Origin of the sequence: Amycolatopsis roodepoortensis (genome assembly GCF_024628825.1) — a bacterium.
In the GTDB taxonomy this organism is placed as follows: domain Bacteria; phylum Actinomycetota; class Actinomycetes; order Mycobacteriales; family Pseudonocardiaceae; genus Amycolatopsis; species Amycolatopsis roodepoortensis.
Genome location: NZ_CP102415.1, coordinates 4,455,780 through 4,471,093, shown reverse-complemented (window position 1 = coordinate 4,471,093; position 15,314 = coordinate 4,455,780). Strand labels below are relative to the sequence as shown.

Below are 15,314 nucleotides of genomic sequence, written 5' to 3'. Positions count from 1 at the left end.
TCGGTAGATTTCGAATTCACGTCCCTGAACAGCCCATCCGAACCCCCGATATGGCGGATTGGCCGTTCGGTGTCCGGCGGGTGGAATATTCTCCATCGCGATGGTGCACATGGCCCATCCGATTGGTGCCAAGGAGGGGGCGCTCGATGGACGTCCGGTACGAAGCGTATTGCTTCGCCGATCCACTGTTCTTCGATGAGCAGCGGGAAACCGGGGACGCCGCCGACGATTTCGCCTCCCTGCTGCCGGCACCCGAGGCGGGCTGGCGCACCGGAGTGCGCGGAGTGTGGCGGCTGTTGCACCCTGTTGCTCGAAACCTTCCCTTGCAGGGCTGGAAAATCCACGTTTCGGCAGGTTTGGGCAACGCCGAGCGGGTGCTCGTGAAGGTGCACGAGCATTGTGTCGAGCACGGCGTGTCCTACAAGCATCTCCGCTCGCGGAGCACCCTGCTGGCAAGGAATTCGAAATATGCCCCGCGTGACGGAAGCGGTAAGTTACTGACTCTTTATCCGGCTGACAACAACGAGCTCGAGCGCGTTCTCGCCGAGTTGTCGGCGAAGCTCGACGGCGAGCCGGGGGCATACATTCTCAGTGATCTTCGGTATGGTGCCGGGCCGCTCTACGTCCGCTACGGCGGATTCGCCGAGCAATGGGTCGAACTCGACGGCAAGCGGGTCCTCGCGGTGCGCAAACCGGACGGGACGCTGGTCCCGGACAAACGCGAGCCGACCTTCTCCGTCCCCGACTGGGTGACGATTCCGGAGTTCCTCGCGCCTCATCTCGCCGCTCGCAAGAGCGGCGGCGCGGATCAGTTCCCCTATCAGGTGAAGAGCTCGCTGCACTTCTCCAACGGCGGCGGCGTGTACCTCGCCGACCGGAAGACCGACGGCGAACGGGTGGTCCTCAAGGAGGCGCGGCCGTTCGCCGGCCTGGATCGCGACGAGGTCGACGCCGTCGAACGCCTCCGCCGTGAGCACGAGGTGCTGGAGCGGTTGAAGGGCATCGACGGCATTCCCGCCACCTACGACCGCTTCACCGTCTGGGAGCACCACTTCCTGGCGATGGAGTTCATGCCCGGCGTCTCGCTGGGCAACTGGCTCGCCCGCAACTACCCGCTCACCAGGCGCGACACCACCGAGGCCGACATCGCCGCGTACACCGAACGCGCGCTGGCGCTGGTCCGGCGGGTGGAGGCGATGGTCGGCGAGGTGCACGGCCGGGGGATCGTCTTCGGCGACCTGCACTCGCTGAACATCCTGGTCGACGAAGACGCCGACACGGTCTCGCTGATCGACTTCGAGATGGCGGCCGACGTCGAAAGCGGCAAACGGCCCGCCCTCGGCGCGCCCGGTTTCCGCGCCCCACGGGACCGGAACGGCTTCGAGGTCGACGAGTACGCGCTCGCCGTCCTGAAACTCTGGATCTTCCTGCCGCTCACCACGCTCCTCGAACTCGCCCCGGCGAAGCTGCGCGGGCTCGCGGACTTCGTCCAGCAGCGTTTCGACGTCCCGGAGGGTTACGCCGACTCGATCGTCGCCGAGCTCGCGCCCCGGGATGTGCCGCCGCTGACGAGCGCGACCGAGCTGGACCAGGACAAGCCCGACTGGGCGCTGGTGCGCAAGCAGATCACCGAAGCGATCCTCGCCAGCGCGACCCCCGAGCGCACCGACCGGCTCTTCCCCGGCGACATCGAGCAGTTCCGCGTCGGCGGAGCGTGCTTCGGCTACGGCGCGGCCGGCGTCCTCTACGCACTGAAAACGACCAGCGGCGAGCGTCACCGGGAGCACGAGCGCTGGCTGCTGGACTCGATCCGCCGCGACCCCCCGGGCCGCCCGGGGTTCTACGACGGCTCGTACGGGATCGCGTACGTCCTCGAAGAACTCGGGTACCGGGACGAGGCCACCAAGCTGCTGTCGGCGTCGGCGACGCTGGTCGAGCAGACCACCGACCACGGCCTGGAAGGCGGCCTGTCCGGGATCGGGCTCACCCAGCTGCACTTCGCGGTGTCCCGCAAGGACAACGAGTTCGGCAGGCAGGCGCTCGCCACCGCCGTCCGGCTGGCCGAAGCGCTCGAAACCGCCGCCCCGCCCGGAGACTTCGGCAGGGCCGGGCTGCTCAACGGCTGGTCCGGTCCGGCGCTGCTGTTCGTGCGGCTGTTCGAGCGCACCCGCGAAGAGGGCTGGCTGTCCTTCGCGGATCAGGCGCTGGAGCGGGACATCGAGGAGTGCGTCGAGTCCGACGACGGCTCGCTGCAGGTCCGCGACGGCGAGACCCGGACGTTGCCCTACGTGGGTGTCGGCAGCGCAGGGATCCTCATGGTCGCCGAGGAGCTGGCGAAACACCGTCCCGACGCGAAGGCGTTGAAGAGCCTTCCCGGCCTGCGTGAGGCGTGCCGCGGCGAGTTCGTCATCCACCCTGGTCTGCTGTTCGGCCGCGGCGGGCTGATGACCGCGCTGGCCATGGGCGCCGAACCGGACCAGCGGGTCCGCGACGCCATCGACCTGCATCTTTCGCGGCTCGCCTGGTACGCGGTGCCGTACAAGGGCGGCCTGGCGTTCCCCGGCAACCAGCTGCTGCGGCTGTCGATGGACGTCGTCACCGGCGGCGCGGGCGTCCTGCTCGCACTGGCCGCCACCCTGGACGGGAAGGCCGCGCTGCCCTTCCTGTCCTCCCGAACTGCTGTCCAGTGAGGACAGCGGACCAAGAGATAACTAGTGAAAGGGAACACCATGGAACTGGTTCTCGACCTGCAGGCTCTGGAAACCCCCGAGGTCCTCGAAGGCGGCGGCGGTGGCAGCCACGGCGGCGCGAGCAACCTCAGCCTGCTGGCCTCCTGCGCCAACAGCACCGTCAGCCTGCTGACCTGCCACTGAGTCACGGCTGAACACTGAGGGCGCGGGAGCGGCACAGGCCAAGTGCGCCGCTCCCGCGCCTTTATTTTGCCTTCCGGTTCGTCTCGTTGGGATCACGTTGTAAGGAGTGGGATGCGGAGCCGGTCGGGTGGGTCGTGAGTGGCGATTCGGGTTAGAACCCGAATCGCCACTCACGACCCACGCGACCGACGTGCCACCGCATGCCGGAAGACCACTGAACCGAGTTCGTAAGGAGTGGGATGGCGGGTTCAGCCGATCGCCTGCTGGTCACCGTGACCCTGCTCGATCGCCCCCGCCTGATCGGGTTGATCCTGAGCGCGCTCGCCGGGACGGCGGCGGGACTGCTGCTGCCCGGCGCGCTCGCCGCCGCGGTGGACGCCGTGGTGGCCGGGCGGCCCAGCCTTCCCGAGGTCTCCTGGCTGATCGTCCTCGGTGTCACCGAAATCGCCGTCGGCCTGATCGGCGGCATCCTCACCGCGCGGATGACCGCGTCCGCCACCGCTTGGCTGCGCCGGAAACTCGCCGACCGCTATCTCGCACTCGGCACCCGATCCACCTTCGCCGACGGCGACGCGATCAGCAGGCTCACCGGTGACTGCACCGGAGCGGGAATGGTCGCCTCGGTCGTCGTCCAGCTCGGCTCGACCACTCTGATCTCCGGCGGAGCGGTCGTCCTGCTCGCCCTGATGGACTGGCGGCTCGCGCTCGTCTTCCTCGGCAGCATTCCGTTCGGCCTGATGCTCGCGCGCACCCATCTGAGGAACACCGCGGACGACGTCCTGACCTATCAGGAGGTGTCCGGCGAACTCGCGGCCAGGATGGTCGACGCCGTCGCCGGGCTCCGCACGATCGCCGCGTCGGGCACCGCAGACCGCGAAGCCGAACGGGTCCTGCGGCCCCTGCCGAAAATGAGCCTCGCCGGCCGCGGGATGTGGCGGACACAGGCCAGGATGGTGTGGCGCTCCGGGCTGCTGCTGCCCGCGGTGGAAATCGCGGTACTCGCCGCCGCAGGATTCGGTGTGCTGGACGGCAGGCTGACCGTCGGCCAGGTCCTCGCGGCGCTCGGCTACGTCGCGCTCGGCATGGGCCTGATCACCCAGATTCCTTTGCTCACCACACTTTCCCGCGCGCGGTCGTGCGCGCGGCGAATCAACGAGGTGCTGGACTCGCCGGTCCCCGAACCGGGCGACCTCGGGGTCGTCCCCGGCCGGGGCACGCTCGAACTGCGCGGAGTCACCGTCGAAGGCGCGTTGGCCGACGTCGACCTGCTCGTGCCGGGCGGCCGGTTCACCGCCGTCGTCGGGCGCTCCGGCTCGGGGAAGTCCGCGCTGGTCAACGTCCTCGGCGGACTGCTGACCCCGGACGAAGGAGCGGCGCTGCTCGACGGCCGCCCGCTGGAGCGGCTGCGGCCGAACGAGCTCCGCGCGGTGGTCGGGTTCGCCTTCGAACGGCCCGCGCTGCTCGGGGCGACCATCGGTGACGCCGTCGGCTACGGCTCGTGGGCCGGCGAGGCCGCCGTCCGCGCCGCCTGCCGGTCCGCCCAGGTCGACGACCTGATCGTCCGGCTGCCGGACGGCTACCGGACGCCGCTTTCGGAAACCCCGCTGTCCGGCGGGGAGGCGCAACGGATCGGGCTGGCGCGCGCGATCGCGCACGCGCCGCGGGTGCTCATCCTCGACGACGCCACCGCCAGCCTCGACACGGTCACCGAAGCCGCGGTCGAAGAGGCGATCGAGCGCACGCTCCCCGGCCGGACCCGGGTGGTGGTGACGCATCGCGCGGCCACCGCGTCGCGGGCGGACACGGTGGTGTGGCTGGAAGACGGCCGCGTCCGCGCGGTCGGCGCGCACGACGAGCTGTGGCGGGATCCGGCTTATCGGGCGGTTTTCACCGAGGGCGCGCAATGAGCGTCTGGGGGCTCTACCGCTCGGCGCTGGCCGGGCAGTGGCGCGGCGGGCTGGTCCTGCTGGCCTGCTCCGTACTGGAAAGCGCGCCCGCGTTCTTGTCCGGTCGCCTGGTCGAGCTCGCGGTCGACGAGGGGTTTGCCGCGGATCGGCCAGGCACCGGACTGCGTTGGCTCGCGATCTTCGGGCTGGTCGCCGTGATCGGCGCGTTCGGTTCACGGCTGGTGTGGCATCAGCTCGGCAAGGTCGTCGAGCCGCTGCGCGACGCGCTGGTGACGGCCGTCGTGCGCGGGGTCCTGCACGACCCCGCGCCGCCGCGGAACCAGCCGGACGCCAGCGGCGTCGCCCGCATCACCCAGCACGTCGAAGTCGTCCGCGACGCCACGGCCGGGCTGCTGGTGCAGGCGCGCGGGATGATCGTGACGACGGTGGCGGCGCTGGCCGGACTCTTCACCGTCGCCGGTTCGCTCGCGCTGATCGTCGCGATCCCGGTGGTGGTCGCGGTCGCGGTGTTCGCCTGCCTGCTCCCGTCGCTGGCTCGCCGTCAGCGCGCGCTGGCGCTGGCCGACGAGCGGACCGCCGAGGTCGCGGGCGCGTCGCTGTCCGGGATGCGCGACGTCGTCGCCTGCGGCGCGGAACCGCTGGCCGCGCTGGAGCTCTACGACGCCATCGACACGCAGGCCGCGGCGGCCGTGCGGGTGGCGCGGTCCGGGGCGGCCAGGACGGTGGTGATCGCGACCGGCGGGTTCGTGCCGCTGCTCCTGGCGTTGCTGGTGGCGCCGGGCATGGTCAGGGACGGGGTGCTCACCGCCGGCGCCGCGCTCGGCGCGCTCGTCTACCTCGCGACGACGATGCAGCCGGCGTTGCGAGGGCTGGCCGCGACCGCGAGCACCGTGGTGCTGCGGCTGATCGTCGCGCTGCGGCGGCTCGCGGAGACCGCACAGGCCGAGCCCGAGCCCGACGGCACGGCCGAACCCGACGGGACCGCGATCTACGTGCGCGACCTGACCTTCAGCTGGGGCGCGGCGGCGCAGCCGGTGGTGCGTGGGCTCGACCTGCATCTGCGGCCCGGCGAGCGGCTCGCGGTGGTGGGGCCGAGCGGTATCGGCAAGTCGACCTTGGCCGGGCTCCTGACCGGAATGCTCGAACCGCAGGGTGGCCGGGTGCTGCTCGGCGGCGTGCCGGTCCGGGAGGTGCCGTCGGCGCTGCGGCACCGGATGATCGCGCTGATCCCGCAGGAGGCCTACGTCTTCGCGGGGTCGGTGCGGGACAACGTCGGCCTGTTCGCGCAGACCGCGATGGACCGCGAACTCCTGGCGGCGGTGGCGGCCGTCGGCGCGGAACCGCTGGTCACGCGGCTGGGCGGGCTCGACGGCGAGATCGGGCACGGCACGCTGTCCGCCGGCGAGGCGCAGCTGATCGCGCTCGCGCGCGTCTACGCGAGCGAAGCGGGCGTCGTCATCCTCGACGAGGCGACCTCGCACCTCGACCCGCCCGCCGAAGCCCGCGCGGAACGGGCGTTCGCCGAGCGGGGCGGGGTGCTGGTGGTGATCGCGCACCGGCTGTCGTCGGCGTTGCGCGCGGACCGGGTCCTGGTGATGGACGGCAAGGAGACCGCGCTGGGCACCCATCTCGAACTCATGGACCGGTCCACGCGCTACGCCCAGCTCATGCACGCGTGGTCGCCGCGGCTACCCCAGCCCAGTGCGCAGTTCTTCGAGCGCGCTCCGGAGTAAACCTTCGACGGGGACGGGCCGCCTGGACTCGCGATCGACGAAGACGTGCACGAAATGGCCTTCCGCGATCACCGTCTCCTTCGAGTACATCCCGACCTCGTAGCGGACGCTGGACCGGCCGAGGTGGCCGACCCGCAGGCCGACCTCGAGTTCCCCCGGGAACGACACCGAAGCGTGGTACTTGCACTGCGATTCCACGCACAGCCCGATGACCTCACCGGTTTCGATGTCCAGGCCGCCGCGTTCGATCAGCCACGTGTTGATCACGGTGTCCATCACCGAGTAGTGGACGACGTTGTTGACGTGCCCGTAGACGTCGTTGTCCTTCCACCGCAACGGAACCGTCTGCCAGTGCGGGTACTCGGCGTTCACCACAGCGTCACCGACTCGCGCAGGATGACGGCGAGATCGGCTTCGGACGCCTCGCGCGGCGCCGTCGCCAGCAGCCGTTGTTGTTTCACCGTGCCGGAAACCAGTGAGTCCACATCGGACTCGGTGTAGCCGACGGCGCCGATCCCGTTGGGGATCCCGATCTCCCGCATGATCTGCCCCAGCACCGCGGGCAGGTGATCCCGCAGGTCGCCCGGCCATTCGTAGTCCGGCGCGAGCAGCCTGGCCACCCGGATGTGCCGGTCCGGCGCGGCGTCGAAGGTGAACCGGAACGCCGCGGGCGCCGTCAGCGAGACGGCCATCCCGTGCGGCACCATCGCTTCGTCGCCCGGATACCCGGACGGATGGAAGTCCCGGACCTGCCCGGCGATCGGATACGCGTTGGCGTGCGGGATGTGCACGCCGGCGTTGCCGAAGCCGAGCCCGGCGAACGTCGCCGCGAGCGCCATCGCCTCGCGCGCCTTCATGTCGGAGCCGTCCCGCACGGCGGCGGGCAGCGCCCACGACAGCAGCCGCAGCGACTGCTCGGCGAACATGTCGGCCAGCGGATTCGAGCCACAGTAAGGGACCCGGTCCTCCGGGCGCTTCCGGTCGAACTCGGTGTACGGCTTGGCCGTGTAGCTCTCCGCGGCGTGGCAGAGGATGTCCATCCCGCTCGCGGCGGTGACCTCCGGCGGCTGCGAGACCGTCAGCCGCGGGTCGACCACGGCGAGGCTCGGCCGCATCCGGAGATGGCTGATGCCGCTCTTCACGCGCAGTGACAACACGTCCAGCACGCAGACCGTGGTGCTCTCCGAACCCGTCCCGGTCGTGGTCGGCACCGCGACCAGCGGTTTCAGCGGCGCGCTCGGCGCGCGGCCGCCGCCGACCGGCGCGTTGACGTAGTCCAACAGGTCGCCGTCGTTGCTGGTCAACAGGTTCACCGCCTTGGCGGTGTCGATGGCCGACCCGCCACCCACGGCGACGAAGGCGTCCCACTCGCCCTGCCCGCGGGCGAAGTCGACGGCCTTCCGCATGCTGACGTCGGTCGGCTCGACGTGCACGCCGTCGAAGACGACGGCTTCGATGCCATAGGTCTCGATACCTTCGGCGATCCGTTGTGGCCAGCCCGTCGCGGCGACACCCGCGTCGGTCAGGACGAGCACGCGGCGCGCGCCGTACTGGGTGAGGTCGTAGCCGATCTCGTCGCTCGACCCGGTGCCGTATTTCAAGGCCGGCGCCCCGTAGGTGAAAACAGTTTCACGTCCGGCGGTGGCTGAGGTCACGTTTTCGTGCTCCCTTGCTCGAACACGTTCCGAATATCGGACATTCCGCCGCTCCGGGGTTGCCGGAATCGGAAGATCGCTTGACGGCACCGATCACCGCCCGCCTAAGCTCTTCTCATTAGATACCAACCGGGAGCGTCCGTCGCCCAGACGGCCGTGAGGATCCTGACCGAGGCGCAGATCCACCGCGTGTACGCGGTGGTGGGTGAGTCCTTCCTGGATCTGCTCGACGCGCTGCAACGCGAGCGTTCGATCACCTTCGTCTCGGCGAGACACGACTCCGGCGCGGCCTTCATGGCCGAGGCCGAAGGCAAGCTGACCGAGCACCCCGCGGTGCTGCTGGCCGGCCGCGGCCCGAGCGCGGCGAACCTCGCGATCGGCGTCTCCACGGCGTACCAGGACGAGAGCCCGATGGTCGTCCTCCTGGAGAACCCGCCGCAGGATCCGGGGCCGACGAGCGAGCTGCCGACCGCCGACCTCACCGCGATGTTCGAGCCGATCTCGAAGTGGACCGGCCGCGCGGAATCGCCGGATGAGGTTCCCGGCCTGCTGGTCGAGGCGCTGACCCGCTGCCGGGAAGGGCGGCCGGGGCCCACCGTCGTCGCCGTCCCCGCCGACTTCTGGGGGGTCCCGTTCGATTCGGCCAAACCGGTGGCCGCCGTGCGCCCGCCCGCCACCGGCGCGCTCGGCCGGACCGCCGAGGCGGTCGCGCAGCTGGTCGACGAGGCCCGCTACCCGGTGGTGATCGTCGGCGGCCGGGCCCGCGCCGCGCGGGACGAGCTGATCGCCGTCGCCGACGAGCTCGCGTTGCCGGTGTACAACGCGTTCCGCCGTCAGGACGCCTTCCCCGAGAACCACGCGCGCTACGCCGGCCACCTCGGCATCGGCATCCCCGCGCGGCAGCTCGACGCGCTGGAGCGCGCGGACCTCGTGCTCGCGCTGGGCACACAGCTCGACGAGGTCACCACGCAGTCCTTCCGCTACCCGACGCCGTCGCAGACGCTGGTGCTGGTCGGCACGGGGATCGAGCCCGCCCGCCGCGGCGGCCTGACCTTCCGGGTCGACTCCGAGGTCGAGCCCTTCCTGCGTGAACTGCGCAATGTCGCCTCGCCACGGCAGCGGCGCGCGTCGGCCGCGAACGCCGCCGTGCACACCTTCATGACCCCGCCCGACACCAGCGGCGCCACCCGCGTCCACCCCGCCGACGTCATCCGGGCGGTGCGCAAACTCGCGCCCGAGGACGCGATCGTGACCAGCGACGCGGGCAACTTCGCCCAGTTCATGCACCGCTACTGGTGTTTCACCGCGCCACGCAGCCAGCTCGGGCCGAGCAACGCGGCCATGGGGTACGCGGTCCCGGCGGCGGTCGCGGCGAAACTCGCCGAACCACGCCGGACGGTGATCGCGATGGCGGGCGACGGCGGCGCGCTCATGACCGGGCAGGAGATCGAGACCGCCGTCCGCTACCGCGTACCGGTGACCGTCCTGGTGTTCCAGAACGGAGTGCACGGCCCGCTCGCCGTGCACCAGGCGCGCAAGCACGGACGGCTTTCGGGCGTCACCGTCCCCATCACCGACTTCGCGTCGTGGGCACGCGGGCTCGGCGCCGCCGGGTACACCGTCGACGACCGGGAAGAGCTGGAGCCGATCATCGCGAGCGCCCTGGTGCGGCAACGGCCGTGCGTGATCGACATCAGGACGGATCCGGACGTGGTGACCCCGGACATCCGGCTGACGAGCCTGCTGGGCGCCGCGAGGCCGCAGCAAGGCGGCCAGTAGGGGCCGCCGCGCCGGACGACCGGGCGGAACTTTTTCTCAGGGGATACACAGAAACCCTTGTGGGGCCGCCTTCACCTGCTCCAAAGGGTGGGAAACCGGTGACGACTCGGCCGACTTTCGGTCGCGGAGACCGGATTTTGTCGGTCGGCCGTGGCACAATCGCCGCAACACCGAGGGTCCGATATGGACCGGAGCGATCACCGGTGAAGTTGTTGGCACGCAGTACTTAGAGCGTTGTGTTGACACTGGGAGAAAACATGGCTGACGAAACGAAGCCACAGGACAAGTCCGTTTCCGGCGTGGTGCCGGTGCAGTTCAGCGCGGACGCCGAGACCCACGACATCGCCGTCGTGGCCACGAACCGGGAGGCGTTGCGCCGTTCGCCGTTCGGCACCGAGGTACCCCTGCGCGCTGCGAGCGGCGAATAGCCCGGACGGCGGAGGCCCTGGCCGGAGAGGTACAGTGCGGCTGCGCACACCAGGGTGAAGACGCTTGTCGGCCTGCGTGAGGTGTGCTTTACTGATTCAGGTCTCGTTTTTTGTGTTCGTGTTGGTTCACGCTCGCAGAACTCAGCGGGCGTAGTGTCTCCTCGTGTTTCCGGGGAAGCAAACCGTCTGGTCAAGACCCGGGCTGCCGACGTGGCTTCCTGTTTGTTTGTGTTGCATATGGAGATTTTATGACTCAGGGCACTGTGAAGTGGTTCAACTCCGAGAAGGGGTTCGGCTTCATCACTCCCGACAACGGCGGCGGCGACGTCTTCGTGCACTACAGCGAGATCAAGGGCAACGGCTTCCGTACCCTCGAGGAGAACGCCCGCGTGGAGTTCGAGATCGGGCAGGGCGCGAAGGGTCCGCAGGCCACCTCGGTCACCGTGATCTGATCCAAGCTTTCCAAGCAGGGCCGTCATCCCTTCGGGGAGGCGGCCCTGCTGCTTTTCCGGGCTCGGCCCGGTCGTGAGTGGCGATTCGGGTTAGAACCCGAATCGCCACTCACGACCCGCCGGACGCAGCCCCCGAACCTGACGAAAGTCGAGGCTCTCGCCTTACCTTCGCCCGCTGCCCCGTGCCCTCCCCATCGGCGACGCTTGCGCCATGAACGGGAAAACCGGCCGATGGATCGGCGGAGTGGCACTGATTCTCGCCCCGCTCGTGTGGTGCGCGGGCCTGTTGCTGCGGCATCTGGTGCTCAAGGACTTCACGCCGGAGCAAGTCGCGTGGTTCGACCAGCAGCCCTTCGCCGCGCCCGGACAGCTCGCCGCGTACGCCGCGAACCCGGGCTTCGTGACGGCCGCGTACTCGCTCTTCCTGCTCGGAGCGGTCCTCCTGCTGCCGGCTTTCCTGATGCTGGCGAAAATCGTCGCGGCGAAGGCGCCGGCGTTGGCCGCGTGGGGATTCCTGCTGCTCGCGTTCGGTTTGTTCGCACGGGTCTACTTCGCCGGTGTCGAGCTGACGGCCTTCGAGCTCGTCGACAAGCTCGGTCTGGACCACGCGACGAAGCTGGTGATGGACGACTACGTCGACCTGTCCTACGGGCTGTGGCGGATCCCGGTCACCGCGTCGGTCGGCCAATACGCCGGCGGACTGCTGCTGGCCATCGGGGCGTTCCGGGCGGGCACCTTCGGCATCGTGCGGGCGCTGCTGTTCCTCTGGCCGTGCACGCTCTGGATGGGGGTGCTGAAGGAAAGCGAGCTCCTGAGCGTCTTCACCGCGGTGGCCCTCGGACTGGCGCTCGTCCCGCTCGGCGTCCGCGTCCTGACGAGGCCCGCCGACCGTCAGGCGGGGGAGACGAGTCCAGCCTCGTAGGCGAGCACGATCGCCTGTGCCCGGTCCCGTAACCCGAGTTTCGCCAGTATCCGGCCGACATACGTCTTGATGGTCTGTGCCGAGAGCACCAGATCCGCGGCGATCTCCGGATTGGAGCGTCCTTTGGCGATCAACCGCAGTACTTCCCGTTCGCGTTCGGTGAGGACGTCGAACCTCGCCGGGGAAGGCCGCGGAACCGGTGCGCTCGCCACGAAGTTCGCGATGAGCCGCTTCGTGACGGCGGGGGAGAGCAACGCGTCACCGGCGGCGACCACTTCGATGGCGTTGATCAGTTCGGCCGACGGCGCGTCCTTCAACAGGAACCCGCTCGCGCCCGCCCGCAGCGCCTCGTAGACGTAGTCGTCCAGATGGAACGTCGTCAGGACGAGCACTTTCGGCTTCTCGCCGTCACCTTCGAGCAGCCGCCTGGTCGCTTCGAGCCCGTCCATCACCGGCATCCGGATGTCCATCAGGACGACGTCCGGTGGCGTGGCCAGCGCGGCGATGTCCGTGAGCGCCGCGATCCCGTCGCCTGCCTGGCCCACCACGTCCAGACCCGGCTGCGCGTTCAGCAGGCCGGCGAAGCTCTCCCGCACCAAGGCCTGGTCGTCGACGATGAAAACGGTCGTCACGCGTCGTCCACCCCCGGGAGATCCAGCTTGACGGCCACGCGGAAACCGCCGTCGGCCCGCGGTCCGGCCTCGTGGGAACCGCCGATCAGGGTAACGCGTTCGGCGATCCCGGCGAGGCCGGTGCCATCACCGGCCGAAGGTGCGGCAGGCCTCGTGGGCGGCCCGTTCTCGACGAGGATTTCGAGCCCGTCGGGTCCTCGCCGCACCTCGACGTCCACTTCCGCGCCGGGGCTGTGCCGTGCCGCGTTGCTCAGCGCCTCCTGGAGAATCCGGTACGCGGCGAGTTCGATCAGCGCGGGGACGTCGTCGCAGGCCGAGATCTCCGCGCGGATCCCGATCCCGGAGGCCCGGCAGCCGTCGATCAGCGACGGCACCTCCGCGAGCCCTGGCTGCGGTTCGTGCTCGGGTTCGGCCTCCGTGTCACGCAGTACGCCGACCAGCCGGCGGGCCTCGTCGAGCGCTTCCCTGGCCGCGACCCCGATGGCGCGGAACTCCTCCTCCGCGGCCTCGGACACGTCCGGGACGCGGTAGCGCGCGCTGTCGGTCCGCAGCGCGATCAGGGAGAGGTGATGGCCGATGATGTCGTGCAGTTCCCTGGCGATCAACGCGCGTTCCTGCAACGAAGCCCGTTTCGCCCGCTCCTCGACCGTCGTGCGCTCGGCCGCGTCGACCTGCTCCAGCGCCCGGCGGCGTTGCTGCATCCCGTATCCCGCCGCGATGGTCGCGGCCACCACGATCAACGACCACACCAAGGTCTTCGTACCCGCGCGCGGTAACTGCGCGACGCCGACCCCGACGGCCAGCGTCACGGCGATGATCGAGATCCCCCTGCCCTGCCCGGGTTTCGTGCGGGCGAGCGTCATCGCGAGCACCGGGAGATACGGCAGGACGTGGACCTGCAACGGCCAGTCCGACAGCGTCGGGCCGAACAGCGTGGGCCCGGCGGGGAAGAGGACCGCGATGATCGCGCAGACCATCCCCGCCGCCGCCACCCGGACGGCGGTCAACGGACGTTTGACGACCAGCAACGGCGGCACGATCTGCAGGGCCAGCAGGAAGAAGACCAGCGGCGCGCTGTTACCACCGAGGTAACGCGCCCAGGTGCCGTAGGTCAGGCCCACCAGCACCACGAGCGCGGATCCGGCGAGGAGCGTCTTCACCCAGACCGGGCCGCGCCACCAGCCCGACGGCGGTTCCAGATCGGCGTCGCGTCCGGTGAGGAGCGCCCACCCCAGTGAACCGCCGTACGAATCCATGGCTCGACGCTAACGACGCCGCGGACCGGGCACATCCCCTCGTGGGGGACACCGGGAGTCCCCCACGAGGTGACGCGGACTGCTCGCCCGGGCGGGATGTGCCGGACGGTGCCCCGCGGTCAGGCTCGGTCCATGAACGACATCAGAGTGCTGATCAGGCTGTCCGCGTACGCCTGGCTGGCGGCGGGGCTGGTCATCGCGGTCTACGTCGAGATCGTCAACGCCGGCGCGGTCGACCCGCTCGCCACCACCTTCAGCGAGTACGTCCACGTCGGCCAGGGCACACGGCTCGTGGGGGTCGCCATGCTGGCCGTCGGCTTCGGCGCGCTGACCATCGCGGGCGGCGTCCGCCTGTCCGGCGCGGTGTGCGCGGCCAGGCTCGTCGCCTTGTCCGGTGTCGCGCTGTGCGTGCTCGCGGTGTTCCCGCAGGAGCCGATGGACCAGCCGCTGACCTGGCACGGCGCGATCCACCGGCACGCCGCGCTCGTCGCTTTCGCCGCGTTGCCGCTGGCAGGACTGGTCCTCGGGGCGGCCCGGCGGACGTCCTACGCCGCATTGGCCGCCCTGGTGGTCTTCGTCGCGACGTTCCTGGTCGACGCCCGCGCGGTGAGCGGATTGGCCGAACGGATCCTGCTGATCCTCGAACTCGCGCTGCTGGTCGCCCTCACCCGCCGCGGTGGCTTTGCGATGCAACCTCGTGCAACTCTTTCTTTCGCGGCCCGGACGTCGTTTCCTTGTAGTGACTTGGCGCGGCAGCGGAGGACATGTGGGCGAAGCGGTTGCGGGGATCGTGGCGAACCCCGCTTCGGAGCGTGACATCCAGGGCCTGCGTTCGGCACTGAGGGTGGCCGGCGTCGGCCGCGTGATGGTGTGGACCGACGCGGGGAAGATCATCGGCACCGTCCGCCGGATGGTGGACGCGGGCGCGAGCGTGATCATCTGCCTCGGCACCGCGACCATGATGCGCGCGGCCGCGGCCGCCTGCGGTGACGTGCCGCTGCTGATGCTGCCTGCCGGAGGCGCCGACGAATCCACCGTCGCCGGGCTCGCCGCCGGGCTGGTGGCCACCCATCAGGTGGACACGGACCTGGTCACGAACCGTGCGACCGTGCTCGAGGTCGTCACGAAGGCCCGCCGGGAGATCGCGCTGACCGACGTCAGCGTGTGCTCGGAGAGCCGGTGGGATCCCGCGTCGCTGACCGAGCTGTACTGCACGTTCGCGGTCCCGGACGGGGTCGGGCTGTCGAGTATCCCCGGGCGGCTGTGCCCGAGCCCGAAGTCCACTGTGGACGGTGTCGCGGTCTCGCTCGGGCCGGTCGACGAAACGCCGTACGTCGTCCAGGCGCCGATCGCGCCCGGCGAGGTCCGGGCGGTGGGTGTCCGCGGCTGGAGCGTGCTGCACGCCGGGGTCCGCGTCGACCTCGCCGCCGCCGGCGGCTCCATCGCGCTCGACGGCCAACCGCATTTCGTGCTCAAGCCGGGAGAGAGCGCTTTCGTGGAGTTGAAGCCCGACGGCCCGTGGTGCGTCGACGTCCGCGCCGTGATGGCCGAGGCCACCCGGACCGGGCTGCTGCTGGGCCGGAAGCCCGCCGAGGTCCTGCCGAGGCCCCGCCTCGCGGACGCACCCTTCCCCGGGTAAGCCGCGCCCAGGTCACAGAGACCTTCCGCTCCCCGGGA

The 15,314-nt window shown here is 70.2% G+C and carries 14 protein-coding genes; 10 read left to right on the top strand and 4 right to left on the bottom strand.

The window, feature by feature from the left end:
* The first annotated feature begins 146 nt into the window (after nucleotides 1–146).
* From lanKC to NQK81_RS21050, 4 genes are all read left to right on the top strand, one after another.
* Nucleotides 147–2,690 carry a class III lanthionine synthetase LanKC gene (lanKC, locus tag NQK81_RS21065; RefSeq protein ID WP_257489452.1) on the top strand — a complete coding sequence of 848 codons (2,544 nt, stop codon included), beginning with the start codon at nucleotides 147–149 and terminating at the stop codon, nucleotides 2,688–2,690.
* 39 nt (nucleotides 2,691–2,729) lie between these two features.
* On the top strand, nucleotides 2,730–2,873 hold the full coding sequence (locus NQK81_RS21060; RefSeq protein WP_091598068.1) for a SapB/AmfS family lanthipeptide: 144 nt from the start codon (nucleotides 2,730–2,732) through the stop codon (nucleotides 2,871–2,873).
* Between the two features lie 239 nt (nucleotides 2,874–3,112).
* Nucleotides 3,113–4,780: an ABC transporter ATP-binding protein gene (locus NQK81_RS21055; RefSeq protein ID WP_257489451.1), complete on the top strand. Its 1,668-nt coding sequence runs from the start codon at nucleotides 3,113–3,115 to the stop codon at nucleotides 4,778–4,780.
* Nucleotides 4,777–6,513: an ATP-binding cassette domain-containing protein gene (locus NQK81_RS21050; RefSeq protein WP_257489450.1), complete on the top strand. Its 1,737-nt coding sequence runs from the start codon at nucleotides 4,777–4,779 to the stop codon at nucleotides 6,511–6,513. Before NQK81_RS21055 ends, NQK81_RS21050 begins: the two co-directional genes overlap by 4 nt.
* On the opposite strand, the gene NQK81_RS21045 is transcribed toward NQK81_RS21050, so the two are convergent.
* A complete protein-coding gene (locus NQK81_RS21045; RefSeq protein ID WP_081975695.1) occupies nucleotides 6,469–6,888 on the bottom strand; it encodes an acyl-CoA thioesterase in 420 nt (139 codons plus the stop codon). The genes NQK81_RS21050 and NQK81_RS21045 overlap by 45 nt on opposite strands.
* Nucleotides 6,882–8,168 carry a hydroxyacid-oxoacid transhydrogenase gene (locus NQK81_RS21040; protein ID WP_257489449.1) on the bottom strand — a complete coding sequence of 429 codons (1,287 nt, stop codon included), beginning with the start codon at nucleotides 8,166–8,168 and terminating at the stop codon, nucleotides 6,882–6,884. The genes NQK81_RS21045 and NQK81_RS21040 overlap by 7 nt, the downstream gene beginning before the upstream one ends.
* Nucleotides 8,169–8,324: 156 nt before the next feature.
* Between NQK81_RS21040 and NQK81_RS21035 the strand changes: the two genes are divergently transcribed.
* The 4 genes from NQK81_RS21035 (at nucleotide 8,325) to NQK81_RS21020 (ending at nucleotide 11,749) form a co-directional block, all read left to right on the top strand.
* Nucleotides 8,325–9,947, top strand: a complete 1,623-nt coding sequence (locus tag NQK81_RS21035; protein WP_063275110.1) for a thiamine pyrophosphate-binding protein — start codon at nucleotides 8,325–8,327, stop codon at nucleotides 9,945–9,947.
* Nucleotides 9,948–10,204: 257 nt separating this feature from the next.
* Complete coding sequence (locus tag NQK81_RS21030; protein ID WP_185927051.1) at nucleotides 10,205–10,375, top strand: hypothetical protein; 171 nt, start codon at nucleotides 10,205–10,207, stop codon at nucleotides 10,373–10,375.
* 248 nt (nucleotides 10,376–10,623) lie between these two features.
* Nucleotides 10,624–10,827 carry a cold-shock protein gene (locus tag NQK81_RS21025; RefSeq protein ID WP_005163378.1) on the top strand — a complete coding sequence of 68 codons (204 nt, stop codon included), beginning with the start codon at nucleotides 10,624–10,626 and terminating at the stop codon, nucleotides 10,825–10,827.
* A 211-nt stretch (nucleotides 10,828–11,038) separates the two neighbouring features.
* Nucleotides 11,039–11,749, top strand: a complete 711-nt coding sequence (locus NQK81_RS21020) for a hypothetical protein (protein WP_257489448.1) — start codon at nucleotides 11,039–11,041, stop codon at nucleotides 11,747–11,749.
* Here the strand turns inward: NQK81_RS21020 and NQK81_RS21015 are convergent.
* Together NQK81_RS21015 and NQK81_RS21010 are read right to left on the bottom strand one after the other, a co-directional pair.
* Nucleotides 11,719–12,381 carry a response regulator gene (locus NQK81_RS21015; RefSeq protein ID WP_126732312.1) on the bottom strand — a complete coding sequence of 221 codons (663 nt, stop codon included), beginning with the start codon at nucleotides 12,379–12,381 and terminating at the stop codon, nucleotides 11,719–11,721. The two genes, NQK81_RS21020 and NQK81_RS21015, sit on opposite strands and share 31 nt — an antisense overlap.
* Nucleotides 12,378–13,637: a sensor histidine kinase gene (locus NQK81_RS21010; protein WP_257489447.1), complete on the bottom strand. Its 1,260-nt coding sequence runs from the start codon at nucleotides 13,635–13,637 to the stop codon at nucleotides 12,378–12,380. The genes NQK81_RS21015 and NQK81_RS21010 overlap by 4 nt, the downstream gene beginning before the upstream one ends.
* Before the next feature lie 132 nt (nucleotides 13,638–13,769).
* On the opposite strand from NQK81_RS21010, the gene NQK81_RS21005 reads away from it, so the two are divergent.
* On the top strand, nucleotides 13,770–14,453 hold the full coding sequence (locus tag NQK81_RS21005; protein ID WP_257489446.1) for a DUF998 domain-containing protein: 684 nt from the start codon (nucleotides 13,770–13,772) through the stop codon (nucleotides 14,451–14,453).
* Entirely contained in the window at nucleotides 14,404–15,276 is an 873-nt protein-coding gene (locus NQK81_RS21000; RefSeq protein WP_126732309.1) for an ATP-NAD kinase, read from the top strand. The genes NQK81_RS21005 and NQK81_RS21000 overlap by 50 nt, the downstream gene beginning before the upstream one ends.
* Nucleotides 15,277–15,314: the final 38 nt, after the last annotated feature.

What these genes read in the sequence shown, in the direction of transcription:
- NQK81_RS21030 (WP_185927051.1), top strand. Translation starts at nt 10,205, where the DNA reads ATGGCTGACGAAACGAAGCCACAGGACAAGTCCGTTTCCGGCGTGGTG.
- NQK81_RS21020 (WP_257489448.1), top strand. Translation starts at nt 11,039, where the DNA reads ATGAACGGGAAAACCGGCCGATGGATCGGCGGAGTGGCACTGATTCTC.
- lanKC (WP_257489452.1), top strand. Translation starts at nt 147, where the DNA reads ATGGACGTCCGGTACGAAGCGTATTGCTTCGCCGATCCACTGTTCTTC.
- NQK81_RS21055 (WP_257489451.1), top strand. Translation starts at nt 3,113, where the DNA reads ATGGCGGGTTCAGCCGATCGCCTGCTGGTCACCGTGACCCTGCTCGAT.
- NQK81_RS21010 (WP_257489447.1), bottom strand. Translation starts at nt 13,637, where the DNA reads ATGGATTCGTACGGCGGTTCACTGGGGTGGGCGCTCCTCACCGGACGC.
- NQK81_RS21025 (WP_005163378.1), top strand. Translation starts at nt 10,624, where the DNA reads ATGACTCAGGGCACTGTGAAGTGGTTCAACTCCGAGAAGGGGTTCGGC.
- NQK81_RS21050 (WP_257489450.1), top strand. Translation starts at nt 4,777, where the DNA reads ATGAGCGTCTGGGGGCTCTACCGCTCGGCGCTGGCCGGGCAGTGGCGC.
- NQK81_RS21005 (WP_257489446.1), top strand. Translation starts at nt 13,770, where the DNA reads ATGAACGACATCAGAGTGCTGATCAGGCTGTCCGCGTACGCCTGGCTG.
- NQK81_RS21060 (WP_091598068.1), top strand. Translation starts at nt 2,730, where the DNA reads ATGGAACTGGTTCTCGACCTGCAGGCTCTGGAAACCCCCGAGGTCCTC.